Source organism: Bradyrhizobium sp. USDA 10063, from assembly GCF_054063735.1.
This window is the reverse complement of sequence record NZ_JBSSGP010000002.1, coordinates 3,186,748-3,205,196: the sequence shown is the minus strand read 5'-3', so window position 1 is coordinate 3,205,196 and position 18,449 is coordinate 3,186,748. Positions and strand designations below refer to the sequence as shown.

Here is an 18,449-nt window from a genome sequence, read left to right as displayed (position 1 = left end):
CGTTGATTGGGGGCGCACTCTCCGTCATGGCCGGGCTCGACCCGGCCATCCACGTCTTTGTGGATGCCCGGACGGTCTGCGCAAAGACGCCTTTCGCGCCTGAGCCCCGTGCATGACAAATTCACCGTAGACGGGGGGACTATTGATACTGCTCCGCATCCTCGACCGGCTTGAGGAGGTACTGATCGCGACGCTGATGGCGGCCGCGACTCTCATCATCTTCGTGGCCGTGTGCCATCGCTATCTGATCGGCATTCCCTTCCTGTATCCGATCCTGTTCCCGATCAACCTGTCCTGGGCGCAGGAATTGTGCATCTATATGTTCGTGTGGGTAGCGAAGTTCGGCGCGGCCTATGGCGTGCGCACCGGCATCCATGTCGGCGTCGACGTGGTCGTCAACCAGCTCCGATCGCCCTGGCGCAACATCGTGGTGCTGTTCGGCCTGTTCTGCGGCGCCCTGTTCACCGCTGTGATCGGCACCATGGGCGCGAAATTCGTCTATGGCCTGATGCACACCGACCAGGTCTCGCCTGACCTCGAGATACCGAGCTGGATCGTCTATCTCTGCATTCCGCTCGGCTCCTATTTGATGTGCTTCCGCTTCCTGCAGGTCGCCTACAACTATTACTGGAGCGGTCAACTGCCGCATCACGACGTCGCCCATGTCGAGGGCGTTGAAGTCGAAGCGCCCGGGGCTGGCGTCGCGGAGGTGACGCGATGACCAGCCTCTTCATCTTCGGCCTCCTGATCGCCTTGATGCTGACGGGCATGCCGATCTCGATCGCGCTTGGCCTGACGGTGCTCACCTTCATCTTCACCATGACCAACGTGCCGACGGAGTCGGTCGCGCTGAAACTGTTCACCGGCATCGACAATTTCGAGATCATGGCGATCCCGTTCTTCATCCTGGCCGGCAATTTCCTCACCCATGGCGGCGTTGCGCGCCGCATGATCAATTTCGCGACCACCATGGTCGGGCATTGGCATGGCGGGCTCGGGCTTGCCGGCGTCATGGCCTGCGCGCTGTTCGCCGCGGTGTCCGGTTCGTCTCCGGCGACCGTGATCGCGATCGGCTCGATCATGATGCCGGCGATGGTGAACCAGGGTTTTCCGAAGCGCTTCGGCGCCGGCGTGATCACGACCTCGGGCGCGCTCGGCATCCTGATCCCGCCATCGATCGTGATGGTGATCTACTGCGTGGCGACCGGGGGCAGCATCGCGCTCGATCCGGCCGGCCATCGCGTCTCTTCGGCTTCCGTCGGGCAGATGTTCATCGCCGGCGTGATCCCCGGTCTGATGCTCGCCGCGCTATTGGGGATGACGACCTTCTACCGCGCCTGGCGCAACGACTATCCGCGGCTGCCGCGGGCGAGCTGGGCGGAGCGTTTCGTTGCGTTCCGTAAATGCGTCTGGGGCCTGCTGCTGATCCTGATCGTGCTTGGCGGCATCTATGCCGGTTGGTTTACGCCCACGGAGGCCGCCGCTGTCAGCGCCGTCTATGCCTTCGTCATCGCCGTCTTCGTCTATCGCGACATGTCGCTGAGGGACGTGCCGAAGGTGCTGCTCGGCTCGGCCAATATGAGCGCGATGATCCTATATATCATCACCAACGCGGTGCTGTTCTCGTTCCTGATGGCGAACGAGAACATTCCGCAGCAGATCGCGGCATGGATCACCGCGGCCGGCGTCGGCTGGATCATGTTCCTTCTGGTCGTCAACGTGCTGCTCCTGCTCGCCGGAAACGTCATGGAGGCGTCCTCGATCGTGCTGATCATGGCGCCGATCCTGTTTCCGGTGGCGGTCAAGCTCGGCATCCATCCGGTGCATTTGGGCATCCTGATGGTGGTCAACATGGAGGTCGGCATGTGCCATCCGCCTGTTGGCCTCAACCTCTATGTCGCTTCCGGCATCGCCAAGATGGGCATCACGGAACTGACGATCGCGGTGTGGCCCTGGCTTTTGACCATGCTGATCTTCCTCGGCCTCGTCACCTACGTTCCCGAGATCTCGCTGTGGCTGCCGCGCGCGCTCGGCATGTTGTGAACGCTTAACCATGGGGGATGACATCTTGGTAAGGGAACGTTCCCTGTCCAAACTGTAAGTTGCGGCGCGGGCAGGGCGGTCTCATCTTCAGGCAAGCTCCAAAGGAGGTTCGCATGAAGAAAGTTCTGCTCGCCGGCGTCGCGGCGCTCGCTATCGCCGGCTCGACCGCCGCCTACGCCCAGCATCGCCATTGGATGCATGGCCCGATGCGGATGAACCCGGAAGACCGCGCGGCCTTTCTCGATGCAAGGATCGCGGCGGTTCACGCCGGGCTGAAGCTCAACGCCGATCAAGAGAAGCTGTGGCCGCCGGTCGAGGCCGCGGTGCGCGATTTCGCCAAGCTCCGGATCGACCGGGCCAATGCGCGGATGGAGGCGGAGAAGAACGCGGATGCGCAGCAGAAGCCGGATGATCCGGTTACCCGCCTGCGCGAGCGGGCCGACAACATGGCGGCCAGCGCCGCCGCCTTGAAGAAGATCGCCGATGCCGCCGATCCGCTCTACAAGACGCTCGACGACGGCCAGAAGCGCCGGCTCACCTTCCTGACCCATATGGGCCGCCGGTTCGGCGGCGAGGGCTGGCGCCGCCACCGCTTCGAGCGCGGCTTCGACCGTCACGACCGGGATGACCGGGATGACGGTGACCGGGACGGCTCCGGCCGGCTCTGAGCCCGCGGATTGGCGACCTAACCATCGGAAAAGCCGCCGGAATCCGGCGGTTTTTCATGTTCCCGGGTGCCCGTCCAAAGCACGGGAAAACCTCGTCCACGTTGCTGGACATCGGCAGGTCGCTTTGCTAAACGACGGCCCTCGCAGCGAGGTTTTCCGGACCCGTTCCGGGCGCATAGCTCAGTTGGTAGAGCAGCTGACTCTTAATCAGCGGGTCCCAGGTTCGAGCCCTGGTGCGCCCACCACACTTAAGCAACTGATCCGACATCCGTTTTCGGCTTTTCGCACTGAGAACAAAGTGTGTCCGTGCGACCGATTTCGAGCGGTCGTGGTCGCACGGCGTGCGACCGGTCGCACGATCAGCCAGCCATACCCTCTTTTCTGACCTGCAGCACCAGACGGTCGATGCCGGCGTCAGCGCGGCCGGGGTTGCGGGCACGATAGTGCTTCACGATTGTCTGGGCACTCTTGTAGCTGTGTCCGGTGATATCGCAGATCATGAGCAGGTCGCAGCCGCCGCGATCGAGCAGCATGACGCAGGTGTCGCGGAGATCCTGGTCATGCTTACGGTCGAGCTCGCCGGCGCTATTGACGAAATAGAGCGACGGGCATGGCTTGAGCCGCCAGGCACTCTCGTCGCCATTGCAGTCGCGCATGGCCCGCCCTGCCATCCACTCGGAGAGGGCGCGGCTGCGGCCGTCGATCGTACGCGCGCGCGTCGGCTTGTCCCGGTCTTCCTCGAGCGGATAGGGCTTGAATAACGTCGGCAACGCCGCATTGAGGTCTTCAGCCAGCCGCTGCGCGCGATTGATCGCGGCCTGCGGCGTTTCACGCTTGAGGAAGCCGAAGGCCGCGAGCGTACGCGTCGTCGCCACCCAATGTCGGTACGCGTTCTCGTCGTATGCCTGGCCGGTATCTTCGTCGATCACGAATTCCGGTGGCACGATATCGAGCTGCAACCGCAGCTTGATCGCCTTGGCTCGCGCGCGGGACCCGCTGAGCCTGGTCGTGAGCTGCGGCGCTTCCTTGATGTCGACGAGCTCCCCGGTTTTGCTCTGGCGGAAAGCATGGCGGCCCTCGACCTGGCTTTCGTCCCGCATCGCGAGCCGATCGGTCTGTCGCTGGCCGGTGAATAGAGCGAGATAGAAGCTATCGCCGATCGAGTAGCGGTCGATCGCATCGGCCGCCGCAACCCAAGCGGCGAATTCAGGCATCGTCACCAGCACCACGCGGCCGGCGGGATGATTGAATTCCATGCCGATGCGCGGATTAGGTCCGAGCCGCCACTGCACGCTCTCCTGGCCCCAGGTCAGCGCTGCCGATAGCGCGGCGATCACGCCGATCGCCATGTGATGGCCTCGCTCGATTTTGATGTAGTTGTAGAAGGCGCGCAGCTCAGGACGGCCGAGCGATGAAGGCGTGACATCGGCGATGGTCTCCCGCTCTCGTGCCGGCGGCGTGACGGCGAGGAGCTTTGCCGCGCGCTCCTTTTTGCGGAATACCGCGGCCTCGGCCGGCGTCATCGGTTTGTAGAGGATAGCTTGCACTGCCTTGCGATATGACTCCTGGGTCGCCGGCGAGTTGGTTTTGAATTCGTCGGAGCGGATCCAGTCATCGAGCAGATGGTCGATCGTGACGCGCTTGCGTTCAGGCTGCGGCTTGATGCGGCACGAGATCCGCGCAGCGGCGACCTCAGCCACTCTTTTGTCCGAGAAGGTCCTTGCTTCCTCCAGCGTGAACCATGGGCCAATAGGGCGGCCTTTCTCATCGACAGGCGGACGGCGGAGGTCGGTGTCGACAAAACCAAGGGCGCGCTGACGCGGTCCGTGCTTTGCGCGTGGCCGACCGCTGCGCCAGTCGACATACGGAAATCGAGGGTCGGCCATGGGAGCCCCGGGAGTTGCTGGATTTATTGGAATCCGCCCGGCCGACGATGTCAACCCGTACCGAGCAGCGCCTGGGGCCAGAGCCAAGCTCTCGTCGAGCTTCGGCATAGGCGACGTTGAGCTCGCTCTCGAAATAGTGCCGTGATGTCACCGCTCCAATCGGTCTAGCGCCGAACACCTCGCGCGATGGCCTCTTCCAGCCGGGTGCGGCGAAGGCCGCAAAGCTTTAAAGGGCGCTCTCCATCATTGTGCTGCCGCCATGCCGCTCGCGATGTCGCATAGCCTCAATGGCCAGCGTTAGGGACTGGAGATTGCCGGCGATAGTACTGACGCGATCGCAAGCCATCACCAATAGCCTTCAGTGCGAAAATAAACTGCCGCGCCAAGATCGGCGATCGCCTTCTGGTCGGCGGAGGGCAGACCATCCTCCCGAAAAGCGACATTCGTTGAAATGACCACGCTCTTAGCGCCTTGGCGCCATAACTCAGCAACCAGCTGATCGCGCGTACAGCCCATCGTCGGGCCACGTGTTTTGCCGCCGAAGCGACTATCCGAATCTCGCTTCCATTCGAACGCTCGCGGCCAGCCTTCACGCCAAGGCAGCGGAAATGCCTCTGGGCTCATGTCGGGTCTCTCTTCGATCACGAGTGCGCCGGCGTTGCTCCGTTGCCGTATGCAGAGGCAAGGCGCGCGCGGTGCTCATCGTCGGTCACCGGATCTGGCAGTGCGATGAGGTCATTATCCGGAGCACTGGGATGGAGGGGATGATGCCGTTTGAACCAGGCGTCGATGCCAGTCCTTTCGAAGCGAAGCTTGCCGCGCTCGCTGATCGGTCTTGGCAAACGTTCGTGCTCATGCCGCCACTCCCGAGTGCGATAGAATGTGTCTAGCGAGATACCCAGCATGCTTGCGACTTGTGACGAACTATAGCTTTCGTTCATGGCGCCCCTCAAGCAAAGTTCGCTAGCCTGATTGTCACTGTTAGCCGGGCCCTGCTGGAGCTGAAACGTCGGTATGGATAACCAAGGAAAGCTGCGGAAAAAAGAGCAACGAGGTGTCCCTCGGGTATTCGGCTAGACTGGAGTAGAAATCGGACAAGTAAGTCAGAGCGTCGGGCTCTCGTCAGCGACGGCCCGCACGAGTAGCTCGTTAAGACGGTGCCGGAGTACGCCTCACTGTGGCCCGACTATTCACGTTCCCTGGAAGGGTGATTGCGGAGCATCACTGACGGGGCATCAACCGATCGGGCCGATCGTGTTGCCACTCACAGAACTAAACTACGTACTTCAGGCCGGACCATTCCGGCACCGAGCACGTTGATCCCGGACGTACTCCCGGATGTAAGGCAACCCAACACCTCGCGTTATCGTGGCATCGCGCCGTCTTGGGAGCGAGCTGACCAAGATCGGAGCCATCCGCAAGCCGCAGTGTGTCGACGCCGCCCTTCGATGAACCCGGTCCGGCGATTTTCGGCAAATCGGATGGGATGAGGATGGGGGAGGTGGCGGACCGCCGCCATGTGCCCCTAGTGTGCCCCAGTCTTTCCGGGCACACCATGAGGGAATTGAGCCGATAAGCCATTCAATATAAAGGATTAATGGTGGACGCACAAGGGATCGAACCTTGGACCTCTCCCGTGTGAAGGGAACGCTCTCCCGCTGAGCTATGCGTCCGGGATCTCGGCGCGATCGAAAGCCGGAACGGCGGCCGATCGGAGACGGCCTTGCGGCCGGAGCCCGCGATTTACGAAGGGCAGGGGCGGGGTGTCAAGCCAAAGCCGACCCCAAAGCGCCAAAGAGCCTTATGCCCCCTGCTGACGGGCGCGGGAGGCGTGGGACTGCAGCGCCCGGATGCGTTCGGCGAGCGTTCCGCCGCCTTCGGGCAGGCCACTTGCGGCGGGCACGCCGTTCGCGGCGCCATTGGCGGCCTTCGGTCCCGCTTTGGCCGGCACCGCCGGCTCCGCCGCCAGCATGGCCTCGATCGCCGAATTCGGCCCCTCGAGCTGGATCGCCAGCTTCGCCACCTCGGCGGCAATGTCGTTGATGCGCTCGCGCAGCAGCGCGTTCTCCATGCGCTCGGTCGCCCAGGAGCTCTCCGCCTGCTGTTGGATCGCATTGATGTCGCGCTGCAGCTTTGACCGCTCGTCACGGGCGACACGCAGCTCTTCTTCGAGCGTAGCTTTCTCGCTCTTCAGCTTCTCGAGGGCGGGCGATTTGCCGCCGTTCATTGCCGCGATCTCGTCGCGCAGTTCCTTTGTGGTGCGCTCGGCTGCCTCATTGGCCTGCCGGAGCTGGTTGCTCTCGAATTCCCGTTCGGCCAGCAGCTTGCCCTGGGCCGCAAGCTGCCCCTCCAGTTCATTGACGCGGCTACCGAGCATCTCGGCTTCCTTGACCTGGACGGTCAATTGGCCGTCGAGGTCGGTGACGCGCTGGCTCAGATTTTCGACCCGGCCCCGCGCTTCCGCGAGCTCGCGGGTCGCGGCTTCGGATTCGCTGCGTTCCTGGGCCAAGCGGGCCTGGGTTGCGGCGAAGTCCTTTTCGGCGTCGCTGACCCGGTCCTTCAATTCCTCGATCTGGGTGCGGACGGACACCAGCTCGATCTGGCGGCTGTCCGCTGTCATCGAGCGGTCGTTCAGTTCGGCATTGATCTTGCGCAGCTCGTTCTGCTTATCCGTCAGCGCCTGCTCTGCAGCACGCAACTGCTCGGTTTTGGCGCCGAACTCCCCTTCGGTGGCGCGGAACTGCTCCTTCATCGCCTTTTCGCGCGCCTCGAGGGCGAAGATCGCGGCATTCTTCTCGCCGAGCTCGATCTTCATGCGGTTGATCGCGTCGGTCTTCTTGCCGAGTTCGGCCAACTGGCTCGTGGTCTTGCTCTTGAGCTGCTCGACGCTCATCTCCAGCCGCCGCGCCGACATCGCGAATTCCGCGCGCAACTGGTCTTTGTCCGCCTGGATCTCGGCCATCGACAGCGGGGTTGCGGCCTCCAGGCGCCGGATCGTCAGGCGCACCGCCCGGTTATGCACCAGCGGCACGATCATCAGACCGCACAGCATCGAGACCAGAAAACCGATCGCCAGATACATGATCGGTTCGACCATGAACGGGTTACTCCCACGATAACAAACCGTTAATCACAATGCCACGGGCCGCCGGCGAAAGGCCAGCCAAATGCCTGTCCGCGGTTACGGATTCACGTCAAGACGTTAACGGCGGGATCAGAATGGGTTCCAGGTCGCGCGTGGGGTATATTTCAGGTAGCCGACATTGGCGCCGAGCCTCAGCCCGATACCGGAACGGATCGGCACGAGCACGATGTTGTTGGCCGTCAGCGCGGTCATCCCAAACCCACCGACGATATAGGCCGAGCCGTCGATGCCGACGAAGCGCTGGTAGATCGCCTGCGTGGAGGGCAGATTGTAGACCAGCGTCATGGTGCGGGCGCCATCGCCGCCCCAGTCGAAGCCGACTGAGGGCCCCTGCCAATAGACCCGCAGGTCGCCGGCATTCTTGGTGTAGAGCGTGCCTTCCCCGTAGCGCAGGCCGGCGACGAAAGCGCCGGAGCCTTCTTCGCCGAGCACGTAGCCATTGGGCAGGCCCCATTGGCTGACTGCGCGTTCGATGACGGAGGCAAGCCCGCGCGAGACGTTACCGAAGAACTTGTGGCCGGCGGCAACAAGTTCGTCCGGCCCATAGGTATTCGGACTCGGCTCGCGCTGCGGTGGCGGGTATTGCGGCGGGGCCTGCTGGGCGGCAACCGGCGCGATCCAGCACATCAGCGCGGCGAGCGTTGCCGCGGCAAGGCGTGATGCGAAACTCATAAAGAACCCCTGCGATCGAAATTCTGGTCGCCGCCTTAACCTGACGCCAACAAGCCCGGCTCTAGGTTGCGCCCAGTGTCCCCTCGACTCGAATGTTATCGATAGCAACTATGACGGTACAACGGCAGGAAAGATATCGCCGGCGCCCCGGAATAGCCTTTTTCGTCTTCGTCACCGGCCCTTTTAGCTTTGATCGGCATTGATTCGGCAGTCCGGGCCGCAACGACCGAGCGGGTGGTGGTCAATCACTATTCCGGCCTTGCCATCGAGGGATTCGACCCGGTGGCCTATTTCACCGATGCCGCTGCCCTTCAGGGCCTGCCGGACTTTGAGGTTGCGCAGGCCGGCGCGGTGTGGCGCTTCCGCAATGAAGGCAACCGCGCCTCCTTTGTCGCTCATCCCGAGATCTACGGCCCGCAATTCGGCGGCTACGACCCGGTCGATCTCGGCCGCGGCGTCACCTATGCCGGCAATCCACGGTTCTGGGCAGTGGCCGGGCAGCGGCTCTATCTGTTCGGCCGGGAAGACAATCGTGACGCCTTTGTCGGCGATCCCGGACGCTTCCTGAAAGACGCCACCTCCCGCTGGCCGGAGCTGGAGCAGACGCTGGCGCAGTAGCCTCCTCGAGTAGCTCAGGCGCACGATTCTAAGGCGCCGCGGCGGGATCGCCCCAGGCGATGAATTCCGGCACGATGAAATCATCCCGGAGGCCGAAGCGCAGCGCCGCTCCCTGCGAATCCGTGATCTTGCCGCCGGCGGCGGCGACCACGGCATGGCCGGCCGCGACGTCCCATTCGGAGGTCGGCGAAAGGCGGGGATAGATGTCGACCTTGCCCTCGGCCACCCGTCCGAATTTCACCGCGGAGCCGAGTTCGGCCCGCACTGCGCCGCCCCGCTCGGCGATAAAGGCTTCCGTGCGCGCATCGCCATGGGAGCGGCTGACCGCTACGGTCCACGGCTTTTCGCGCGGCGGGCGGGGGCGGGTGCGAATCGGTTCGACAACCGGCGGCGCGCCATCGCGAACGATCAGCCGCTCCGCGCCGCGGCCGACGATGCCGCGCCAGATCACCCCCAGGGCCGGCGCTCCGACAATGCCGAGCAGCGGCGTCCCTTCGGTCACCAGGGCAAGGTTGACCGTGAACTCGTTGCGGCCGGCGACGAATTCCTTGGTGCCATCGAGCGGATCGATCAGGAAGAAGCTGCCCCTGTAGGGGGGCCTGGCTAGACGCGTGCGCTCCTCGGAGAGCGACGTCACGTTTGGCGCAAGCGTCGCCAAACCCTCGACAATGATGCGGTCGGCTGCGAGATCGGCCTCGGTCACCGGCGAGCCGTCGCTCTTGCCCTCGACCTTCATGGAGCTGCGATCGACCGCGAGGATGGCCTCGCCGGCCCGGATCACCAGCTCCGTCAACGGTTCGATCAGCACGGCCGCCGCATTGCCGTCGATCAGGGGCGGGCATGCCTCATTCATAAGCGGTTCTCACAGGCCACCAGAGCATGATCCGGAAAAGTGGAAACCGGTTTTCCGAAAAGATCATGCTCGAACAAAGAGATGAGATCATGATCCGATTCCGTCCAATCGGATCATGATCTAGTTCCCATATCACTTCCGCCGCAAGCTGGCAGCATGCGCTTCCGCAGTGTATCAAGCCCAAAAGCATGCGTGATTCGCTCTCGTCCGCGCGCCGCGGCATTCCAGGAACACTTCATGTCTGGCACTTCGTCTCCCGGTCCCGCTCCCGATGCCCTCGAACTGGCGGCGCTGTTGTGCTCGCGCGTCTGCCACGATCTCATCAGTCCTGTCGGCGCGATCGTCAATGGCCTTGAGGTCCTCGACGACAATCCGAAACCCGAGGACCGCGATTTTGCGCTCGACCTGATCCGCAAGAGCGCCAAGACCGCGTCCGCCCGCCTGCAGTTCTGCCGGCTCGCCTTCGGTGCCGCCGGCTCGTCGGGCGCCCAGATCGATCTCGGTGACGCCCAGGCCATGGCGAAGGGACACATCGAAGACGGCAAGGTGACGCTGACCTGGAATCTGCCGCGGCTATTGCTGCCCAAGAACCGCGCCAAGCTGCTCCTGAACATGCTGCTGATCGCGCAGCAGACGATTCCGCGCGGCGGTACGCTGACGATCGATCCGGTCGGCGAGGGCGAGGCGATGAGCTTTCGCATCACCGCGGCCGGGCTGAACTCCCGTGTGCCGCAGAACATCGTCGATATGCTGGGCAGCACGGCCGCCGCGGTCGATGCCCATGCAGTGCAGCCTTATTACACGAGGCTGTTGGCGCAGGCCTGCGGATTGACCGTCAGGCTCGCCCCCGAGGGCGAGACGGTGGTGGTCAGCGCGTCCTGACGATTGCTGCATGATCTCCTGGCGCGCAGGCGCGGAAGAGATCATGCTCGAACAACAAAATAGAGTGCGACCAGCGGCGCGCAGCGAGCGCGTCGCGTGCTTCGGCGGCGGCCATAGCGTTAACCAATTGTTCGCAACTCGGCGTTGATTTCGATCTTTTCTTCTTATCTCTTTGTTGATCCCGTTCTTTTCCACATACTCAACCAAACTTAAACGCTTTGCATGGAAGCTGGCCCAAGTTCGGTAAGGCGCGTCGATGTCGCGTGCCGCTGCGTACGAAGGCCAGGTTCATGGACGATTTGATGCGAGAGTTTCTGACCGAGACCAGCGAGAGCCTGGACACGGTCGACAATCAGTTGGTGAAGTTCGAGCAAGAGCCGAACAACGCGAAGATTCTCGATAATATTTTTCGCCTGGTGCACACCATCAAGGGGACCTGCGGCTTCCTGGGCCTCCCGCGACTGGAAGCGCTGGCGCACGCCGGCGAGACCTTGATGGGCAAATTCCGTGACGGCATGCCGGTCACGGCGGAAGCGGTGACGCTGATCCTGTCCAGCATCGACCGCATCAAGGAGATCCTCGCAGGACTGGAGGCGACCGAGGCCGAGCCGGAAGGATCGGACGAAGACCTCATCGTCAAGCTGCACGAGATGGCCGAGCGCAGTTTCGAGGCGATGGCGGCGGAGGCCGGTGCCGAACCTGCGGCCGAGCCCGAGGCGCCTGTCATGGCCGCCCCGCCGCTGCAGCCCGCGGTGACGGAGGGCTCGCTGGTGGTGCAGACGCTCGAACGTCCGCTGCGTCCGGGTGAAGTCTCGCTCGACGAGCTCGAGCGCGCGTTCCGCGAAACCGCCACCGAAGTGGCGCCGCCCGCACCTGCTGCCGCACCCGCGGCCAAGCCCGCCGCGCCCGAGCCGGCCGCAGAAGTTGCCAAGGAGAAGAAGGCGCCGAGGAAGACGGCCGCCGCCGAAGGCGACATGCACGAGTCCGACAAGGTCGCCAACCAGTCGATCCGCGTCAACGTGGATACGCTGGAGCACCTGATGACCATGGTCTCCGAGCTGGTGCTGACCCGCAACCAGCTCCTGGAGATCTCCCGCCGCAACGAGGACACCGAGTTCAAGGTGCCGTTGCAGCGGCTCTCCAACGTCACCGCCGAGCTGCAGGAAGGCGTCATGAAGACGCGCATGCAGCCGATCGGCAACGCCTGGCAGAAGCTGCCGCGCATCGTGCGCGACCTCTCGGGCGAACTCGGCAAGCAGATCGAACTGGAGATGCACGGCGCGGACACCGAGCTCGATCGCCAGGTGCTCGACCTGATCAAGGATCCCCTGACGCACATGGTGCGCAACTCCGCCGACCATGGTCTGGAGACCACGGCCGAGCGTGCGGCGGCCGGCAAGCCGGAGCAGGGCACCATTCGTCTCTCCGCCTATCACGAGGGCGGCCACATCATCATCTGCATCGCCGATAACGGCCGCGGCCTCAACACCGAGCGGATCAAGGCGAAAGCTCTGGCCAATGGCCTCGTCACCGAGGCCGAGCTGGAGAAGATGACCGAAGCGCAGATCCACAAGTTCATCTTTGCGCCGGGCTTCTCGACCGCTGCGCAAGTCACTTCCGTCTCCGGCCGCGGCGTCGGCATGGACGTGGTGCGCACCAATATCGACCAGATCGGCGGCACCATCGACATCAAGTCGGTTGCGGGCGAGGGCTGCTCCGTCACCATCAAGATCCCGCTGACGCTCGCCATCGTGTCCGCGCTGATCGTGGAAGCAGGCGGCGACCGCTTTGCGATCCCCCAGCTTTCCGTCGTTGAACTGGTTCGCGCACGGGCTAATTCCGAGCACCGCATCGAGCGTATCAAGGACACCGCGGTCCTGCGCCTGCGCAACAAGCTGCTGCCGCTGATGCACCTGAAGAAGCTGCTCATGATTGACGACGGATCGTCCAGCGACCCCGAGAATGGCTTCATCGTGGTGACGCAGGTCGGCAGCCAGACCTTCGGCATCGTGGTCGACGGCGTCTTCCACACCGAGGAAATCGTGGTCAAGCCGATGTCGACCAAGCTGCGCCACATCGACATGTTCTCCGGCAACACCATCCTGGGCGATGGCGCGGTCATCATGATCATCGACCCCAACGGCATCGCGAAGGCGCTCGGCGCCGCCGGCTCCTCCGCCCATGAGATGGCGGACGATAGCGCCGCGGCCCATGTCGGCGGCGAGCAGCTCACCTCGCTATTGGTGTTCCGCGCCGGCACCAACCAGCCGAAGGCGGTGCCGCTGGGCCTCGTCACCCGTCTCGAGGAAATCGCCACCGACAAGATCGAGCTCTCCAACGGCCGTTACATGGTGCAATACCGCGATCAGTTGATGCCGCTGGTGCAGATGGCTGATGTCAGTGTGCAGACCTCCGGCTCGCAGCCGATCCTGGTGTTCGCCGACGACGGCCGCTCGATGGGCCTTGTGGTGGACGAGATCATCGACATCGTGGAGGAGCGGCTGCACATCGAGGTCGCGGGCTCGCAGGATGGCATTCTCGGCTCGGCCGTGATCAAGGGCCAGGCGACCGAAGTGATCGACGTCGGCCACTTCCTGCCGATGGCCTTCGCCGACTGGTTCAGCCGCAAGGAGATGCGGCCGTCCTCCAACGCGCAATCGGTGCTTCTGGTCGACGACAGCGCGTTCTTCCGCAACATGCTGGCCCCGGTCCTGAAGGCCGCCGGCTACAAGGTGCGTACTGCGCCGAACGCGCAGGAAGGACTTGCCGTGCTGCGTTCGGGGCAGGCGTTCGACGTGGTGCTGACCGACATCGAGATGCCTGACATGAACGGGTTCGAGTTCGCCGAGAGCATCCGCTCCGATCAGCATTTGAGTGGCGTTCCGATCATCGCGCTGTCGGCGATGGTCTCGCCGGCCGCGATCGAGCGCGGGCGGCAAGCCGGCTTCCATGATTACGTGGCCAAATTCGACCGTCCCGGCCTGATCGCGGCGCTGAAGGAACAGACCGCCGAGATCAAGAAAGCGGCATAAGGAATCGATGTGATGACCACCAAGACCGACACCATCGAAGGCACCATGGCCGAATACGTCACCGCCGTGATCGGCGGGCAATTGTTCGGCCTGCCGATCTCACGCGTGCAGGACGTGTTCATGCCGGAGCGGCTGACGCGCGTGCCGCTGTCCTCCAGCGAGATCGCGGGCGTCTTGAACCTGCGAGGACGCATCGTCACCGTGGTCGACATGCGCGCGCGGCTCGGCCTGCCGAAGAATGATGACGGCAAGCCGCCGATGGCGGTCGGCGTTGACCTCCGCGGCGAATCCTATGGCCTCTTGATCGACCAGATCGGCGAGGTGCTGCGGCTGCCCGATGACAGCCGCGAGGAGAATCCCGTCAACCTCGACCCGCGCATGGCCAAGCTCGCCGGCGGCGTCCATCGCCTCGACGGTCAGCTCATGGTCGTCCTCGACGTCGACCGCGTGCTCGAACTGATGCCGGATGCGAAGGCGGCCTAGTCATCGCGCTCCAGGCAGGCAAGCCTATTGAGAAACTGAAACGGAAACGTCCCTTGCGGGATGAGGAAGTAGAGGCCCAACATGAGAACCTGTCTTGTCGTCGATGACTCCAGCGTCATTCGCAAGGTCGCGCGGCGCATCCTGGAAGGCCTGGACTTCCAGATCGTCGAAGCCGAGGACGGCGAGAAGGCGCTCGAGGCCTGCAAGCGCGCCATGCCCACCGCTGTGCTGCTCGATTGGAACATGCCGGTGATGGATGGCTACGAATTCCTTGGCAATCTGCGCCGCATGCCCGGCGGCGATCAGCCCAAGGTGGTGTTCTGCACCACCGAGAACGACGTCGCGCATATCGCCCGCGCGCTGCATGCCGGCGCCAACGAATACATCATGAAGCCTTTCGACAGGGACATCGTCACCGCGAAGTTCCAGGAGGTCGGCCTGATCTGAGTGTCGTGTTCGCTCCGGCGGCTGAAGGCCATCGGCATGAGAGCATGATCCGGAGAAGCCGTGCCGTTGAGCCGTTGGTGAAGTGATGAGTGTTGCGTTGACAAATGCCCCGGCCCGAACCTCGACGCGGGAGGAGCCGTTGCGGGTGATGGTGGTCGATGATTCCGTCGTCATCCGCGGCATGATCTCGCGCTGGATCGGTGCCGAGTCCGACATGCAGGTGACGGCCTCTTTCCGCACCGGTCTCGACGCCGTCAACCAGCTCGAGCGCGTCAATCCCGATGTTGCCGTGCTCGATATCGAAATGCCGGAGCTCGACGGCATCTCGGCGCTGCCGAAGCTGCTCGCCAAGAAGCGCGACCTCGTCATCATCATGGCCTCGACGCTGACCCGTCGCAACGCGGAGATCAGCCTGAAGGCGCTGTCGCTCGGCGCGGCCGATTACATTCCGAAGCCGGAGAGCACGCGCGAGGCTGGCGCCGCCGAAACCTTTCGACACGACCTGATCCAGAAGATCCGCCATCTCGGTGCCAGGCTACGCCGGCCCGCGGCCACCGTCGTCGCGAACCCCGCATTGGCCCTGGCGCAGGACAAGGCGCGCGAAGCCGCGACCCGTCCGGCGGCGGCGCAGCAGGGATTGGCACGCCGCCCGTTCGGCATGCTGGCGCCGAAGGTGCTGTTGATCGGTTCGTCGACCGGCGGACCGCAGGCGCTGATGGCGCTGGTCGCCGAGATCGGACCGGTGATCGACCGCTTTCCGGTGCTGATCACCCAGCACATGCCGCCGACCTTCACCACGATCCTGGCCGAGCATCTCGCGCGTGCCAGTCGCCGGCCGGCGCATGAGGCTGTTGACGGCGAGACCGTCAAGGCCGGCCAGATCTACCTCGCGCCGGGCGGCCGCCACATGCGGGTTGCGCGCCGCGGCGCCGAGATCGCGATCGCACTCGATGACGGGCCGCCGGTGAATTTCTGCAAGCCCGCGGTTGATCCCATGTTCACCTCCGCGATCGACGTCTGGCAGGGCGGCATCATGTCGGTGATCCTCACCGGCATGGGGTCAGACGGCATGCGCGGCGGCAAGGACATCGTCGCCGCCGGCGGCAGCGTGATTGCGCAGGACGAGGCGACCAGCGTCGTGTGGGGCATGCCCGGCGCGGCGGCGAATGCGGGGATCTGCGCGGCCGTGCTGCCGCTCAAGGAGATCGGGCCGAAACTTAACCGGTTGTTTGCTGGAGATCGTTCGTGACGCCGTTGGATTATGATTATCTGCGCAAGCTCTTGAAGGAGCGGTCCGGTCTCGACCTGTCGTCCGACAAGCAATATCTGGTCGAGAGTCGGCTGGTGCCGCTCGCGCGCAAGTCGGGGCTGGCTGGCATTCCGGAACTGGTGCAGAGGATGAAGGGCGGCGGCGCCGAGGCGCTGACGTCGGAAGTGGTCGAGGCGATGACCACCAACGAGACCTTCTTCTTCCGTGACAAGATTCCGTTCGACCATCTGCGGCAGGCGGTGCTGCCTGCGCTGCTGCAGGCGCGCGCCGGGCGGCGTTCGCTGCGTATCTGGTGCGCGGCATCGTCCACCGGGCAGGAGCCTTACTCGATTGCGATGTGCCTGAAGGAAATGGGCGCGCCGCTCTCGGGCTGGCGCACCGAGATCGTCGCGACCGACCTGTCGCAGGCGGTCCTGGAGAAGTCCAAGGCCGGCATCTTCAGCCAGTTCGAAGTGCAGCGCGGCCTGCCGATCCAGCTCTTGGTCAAATACTTCACCCAGATCGGCGAGTTCTGGCAGCTCAATGCCGATATCCGCGCCATGGTGCAGCATCGCCAGCTCAACCTGCTGCAAGACTTCTCCCATCTCGGCATCTTCGACGTGATCTTCTGCCGCAACGTGCTGATCTATTTCGACCAGGAAACGAAGATGGACATCTTCGCGCGGCTTGCAAAAATGCTCGAGCCCGACGGCGTGCTGGCGCTGGGGGCGGCCGAATCCGTGGTTGGCATCACCAGCGTCTTCAAGCCCTATCCGGACCGCCGCGGTCTCTATTGCCTTGGCACGGCACCGGTCGCGCGCGCCGGCGCGCCGATCGGACTCAAGGCGGTCGCCTCCGCGGCGCGCTAGAGTCTACCATCCTACAACTCCGTCACCCCTGGCCGTCATTGCGAGCGGAGCGAAGCAATCCATTTCACCACTTGCGGAGGTATGGATTGCTTCGCTGCGCTCGCAATGACGCAGAGCCATCCCTCAAAGGATCGCGTGGGCAGGAAGCGGGGACGTGTTGGCGGAGGACAAGGTGGCGCTCCCTCAGCCGGCCTACCGAACAAACCCCGGTTTCGGACGACACCTGTTTTGGCGAAGCAAATCACGGACCTTTGACTGACTGCAGCGTGATGCCGGCCAATCTCGGCCGTACCATCTTGGCCCGATAAGCCATCGTGCAAATCTCGGCGGTGCCCATGGAAACAGATCGGCAATGCCAGATGAAAGATCATCTGTTGACGCGGCGTCAGGCCATCGGTCGCTGGCTGGCTGCAACTTCGCTCGGCATCGCCGTTTCGGAGCTGTGGCAGCTCGATTCGGCACGAGCGCAACTGCTGCCCGAAACGCCGTCATGCGGTGCCGACAACGCGCCCACCATCTCCCAGACTGAAGGGCCATTCTACACGCCGCGCACGCCCCTGAAGCGCGACTTCCGGGCCGATGCAACGGGCGAGGCCATCACATTGATCGGCTTTGTTATCGATAGGCGATGCCAGCCTGTCGCGAACGCGGTCGTCGACCTCTGGCACGCGGACGCGCGTGGCGCCTATGACAATACCGGCTACAGGTTACGGGGATACCAGGTCACGGATGCGCAGGGACGATATGTTTTCGAGACCATCGTGCCGGGCATCTATCCCGGGCGCACACGCCACTTCCACGTCAAGATCGCGGCGCCGGGTCAGCGGGTCCTCACCACGCAGCTTTACTTCCCGGACGATGCGCGTGCCAACAGCCGCGACGGCATCTTCGACCGCCGCTTGCTGATGCGCATCGACAACGCGTCCGACGGCAAGATCGGCCGCTATGATTTCGTCGTGAACGTCGCTTGAGCCGATCGGCGCAGTTCACAACCAGACCGATGACCCCTTATGGTTCGTTTGCCCGATGTGATCCCCGGGTCGCGCCCCGAAGCAGGCGGCATGCCAGCCAGAAAAACAGGATGACCAGCGCGAGCGCGGCGAGCGGCGCTGCCAGCGCCAGAAGCGAGATCAGCGAGGCGCTCCCGAGTTCGGCGGTTGCAACGACAGAATTCCCAAGACCGCCGGTGAAGACGGTGGATTTTGCCCTGAGCATTGCGGTCAAACCTTGCGTGATGCCGGCAATGCCGCCTCCCGCGATAATGGCCGCCGTCCATTTCACCATGGGCGGCAGGTCGGTCATAACAGCGGCGGAAACGATCGTCCCTGCGACGACGGCACCGGGCGTCGCCACCGTATCGAGCAGGTTGTCCACACCGGGAATGTAGAACGCGGCGATCTCGGCTATGGCCGCGGTGCCAAACATGATGATCGCGGCAGGTGTGCCGAGCCATGCAAAGCCCTCATTCAGGTTCGCATGTCCGGTGTAAGCGGCCACGCTCAGGATCAGCAGCGGCAGGAACAGCCGGAAGCCGGTTGCGGCGGCCAAGCCGATGCCAAGGCCAACCGACAGTGCCAGATCGAAGTTCGACATGTGCCGCAA

The 18,449-nt window shown here is 63.7% G+C and carries 17 protein-coding genes, 2 tRNA genes and 1 pseudogene; 12 read left to right on the top strand and 8 right to left on the bottom strand.

The window, feature by feature from the left end:
* Positions 1-145 precede the first annotated feature (145 nt).
* The 4 genes from ACVJGD_RS17550 to ACVJGD_RS17535 all read left to right on the top strand — a co-directional run bounded on the left by ACVJGD_RS17550 (position 146) and on the right by ACVJGD_RS17535 (position 2,956).
* Positions 146-721 (top strand): TRAP transporter small permease, encoded by a 576-nt coding sequence (locus ACVJGD_RS17550; protein ID WP_456640279.1) that lies wholly within the window; start codon positions 146-148, stop codon positions 719-721.
* The gene (locus ACVJGD_RS17545) at positions 718-2,043 is read left to right on the top strand and encodes a TRAP transporter large permease (protein WP_456635519.1); all 1,326 of its coding nucleotides are present in this window, start codon (positions 718-720) and stop codon (positions 2,041-2,043) included. The genes ACVJGD_RS17550 and ACVJGD_RS17545 overlap by 4 nt, the downstream gene beginning before the upstream one ends.
* Before the next feature lie 113 nt (positions 2,044-2,156).
* A complete protein-coding gene (locus ACVJGD_RS17540; protein ID WP_456635518.1) occupies positions 2,157-2,711 on the top strand; it encodes a Spy/CpxP family protein refolding chaperone in 555 nt (184 codons plus the stop codon).
* Positions 2,712-2,880: 169 nt separating this feature from the next.
* Positions 2,881-2,956 (top strand) — tRNA-Lys (locus ACVJGD_RS17535).
* Positions 2,957-3,070: 114 nt separating this feature from the next.
* Here ACVJGD_RS17535 and ACVJGD_RS17530 read toward each other — a convergent pair.
* The 6 genes from ACVJGD_RS17530 to ACVJGD_RS17505 form a co-directional block, all read right to left on the bottom strand.
* Complete coding sequence (locus ACVJGD_RS17530; RefSeq protein WP_456635517.1) at positions 3,071-4,411, bottom strand: hypothetical protein; 1,341 nt, start codon at positions 4,409-4,411, stop codon at positions 3,071-3,073.
* A gap of 531 nt (positions 4,412-4,942) precedes the next feature.
* Positions 4,943-5,221: a hypothetical protein gene (locus tag ACVJGD_RS17525; RefSeq protein WP_456635516.1), complete on the bottom strand. Its 279-nt coding sequence runs from the start codon at positions 5,219-5,221 to the stop codon at positions 4,943-4,945.
* Positions 5,222-5,238: 17 nt separating this feature from the next.
* On the bottom strand, positions 5,239-5,538 hold the full coding sequence (locus ACVJGD_RS17520; RefSeq protein WP_456635515.1) for a helix-turn-helix domain-containing protein: 300 nt from the start codon (positions 5,536-5,538) through the stop codon (positions 5,239-5,241).
* 657 nt (positions 5,539-6,195) lie between these two features.
* Positions 6,196-6,270 (bottom strand) — tRNA-Val (locus ACVJGD_RS17515).
* Positions 6,271-6,398: 128 nt separating this feature from the next.
* Complete coding sequence (locus tag ACVJGD_RS17510; protein ID WP_456635514.1) at positions 6,399-7,694, bottom strand: hypothetical protein; 1,296 nt, start codon at positions 7,692-7,694, stop codon at positions 6,399-6,401.
* 117 nt (positions 7,695-7,811) lie between these two features.
* Entirely contained in the window at positions 7,812-8,414 is a 603-nt protein-coding gene (locus ACVJGD_RS17505; protein WP_456635513.1) for a DUF1134 domain-containing protein, read from the bottom strand.
* Positions 8,415-8,506: 92 nt separating this feature from the next.
* Between ACVJGD_RS17505 and ACVJGD_RS17500 the strand changes: the two are divergent.
* Positions 8,507-9,032, top strand: a pseudogene (locus tag ACVJGD_RS17500) (YHS domain-containing (seleno)protein).
* A 28-nt stretch (positions 9,033-9,060) separates the two neighbouring features.
* On the opposite strand, the gene cysQ reads toward ACVJGD_RS17500, so the two are convergent.
* Positions 9,061-9,885, bottom strand: a complete 825-nt coding sequence (gene cysQ, locus ACVJGD_RS17495) for a 3'(2'),5'-bisphosphate nucleotidase CysQ (protein WP_456635512.1) — start codon at positions 9,883-9,885, stop codon at positions 9,061-9,063.
* Between the two features lie 237 nt (positions 9,886-10,122).
* On the opposite strand from cysQ, the gene chpT reads away from it, so the two are divergent.
* From chpT to ACVJGD_RS17460, 7 genes are all read left to right on the top strand, one after another.
* Positions 10,123-10,767 carry a histidine phosphotransferase ChpT gene (gene chpT / locus ACVJGD_RS17490; RefSeq protein ID WP_456635511.1) on the top strand — a complete coding sequence of 215 codons (645 nt, stop codon included), beginning with the start codon at positions 10,123-10,125 and terminating at the stop codon, positions 10,765-10,767.
* A gap of 290 nt (positions 10,768-11,057) precedes the next feature.
* Positions 11,058-13,799 carry a hybrid sensor histidine kinase/response regulator gene (locus ACVJGD_RS17485; protein ID WP_456635510.1) on the top strand — a complete coding sequence of 914 codons (2,742 nt, stop codon included), beginning with the start codon at positions 11,058-11,060 and terminating at the stop codon, positions 13,797-13,799.
* A gap of 12 nt (positions 13,800-13,811) precedes the next feature.
* Positions 13,812-14,282, top strand: coding sequence for a chemotaxis protein CheW (locus ACVJGD_RS17480; protein ID WP_456635509.1), 471 nt, complete (start codon positions 13,812-13,814; stop codon positions 14,280-14,282).
* A gap of 81 nt (positions 14,283-14,363) precedes the next feature.
* Positions 14,364-14,729, top strand: a complete 366-nt coding sequence (locus tag ACVJGD_RS17475; protein WP_027578766.1) for a response regulator — start codon at positions 14,364-14,366, stop codon at positions 14,727-14,729.
* 85 nt (positions 14,730-14,814) lie between these two features.
* Positions 14,815-15,978 carry a protein-glutamate methylesterase/protein-glutamine glutaminase gene (locus ACVJGD_RS17470; RefSeq protein ID WP_456635508.1) on the top strand — a complete coding sequence of 388 codons (1,164 nt, stop codon included), beginning with the start codon at positions 14,815-14,817 and terminating at the stop codon, positions 15,976-15,978.
* Positions 15,975-16,847, top strand: a complete 873-nt coding sequence (locus ACVJGD_RS17465) for a CheR family methyltransferase (RefSeq protein WP_456635507.1) — start codon at positions 15,975-15,977, stop codon at positions 16,845-16,847. Before ACVJGD_RS17470 ends, ACVJGD_RS17465 begins: the two co-directional genes overlap by 4 nt.
* Positions 16,848-17,206: 359 nt before the next feature.
* Positions 17,207-17,818: a dioxygenase family protein gene (locus tag ACVJGD_RS17460; RefSeq protein WP_456635506.1), complete on the top strand. Its 612-nt coding sequence runs from the start codon at positions 17,207-17,209 to the stop codon at positions 17,816-17,818.
* A 37-nt stretch (positions 17,819-17,855) separates the two neighbouring features.
* Here ACVJGD_RS17460 and ACVJGD_RS17455 read toward each other — a convergent pair whose 3' ends face one another.
* Positions 17,856-18,440, bottom strand: a complete 585-nt coding sequence (locus tag ACVJGD_RS17455; protein WP_456635505.1) for a DUF4126 domain-containing protein — start codon at positions 18,438-18,440, stop codon at positions 17,856-17,858.
* Positions 18,441-18,449: the final 9 nt, after the last annotated feature.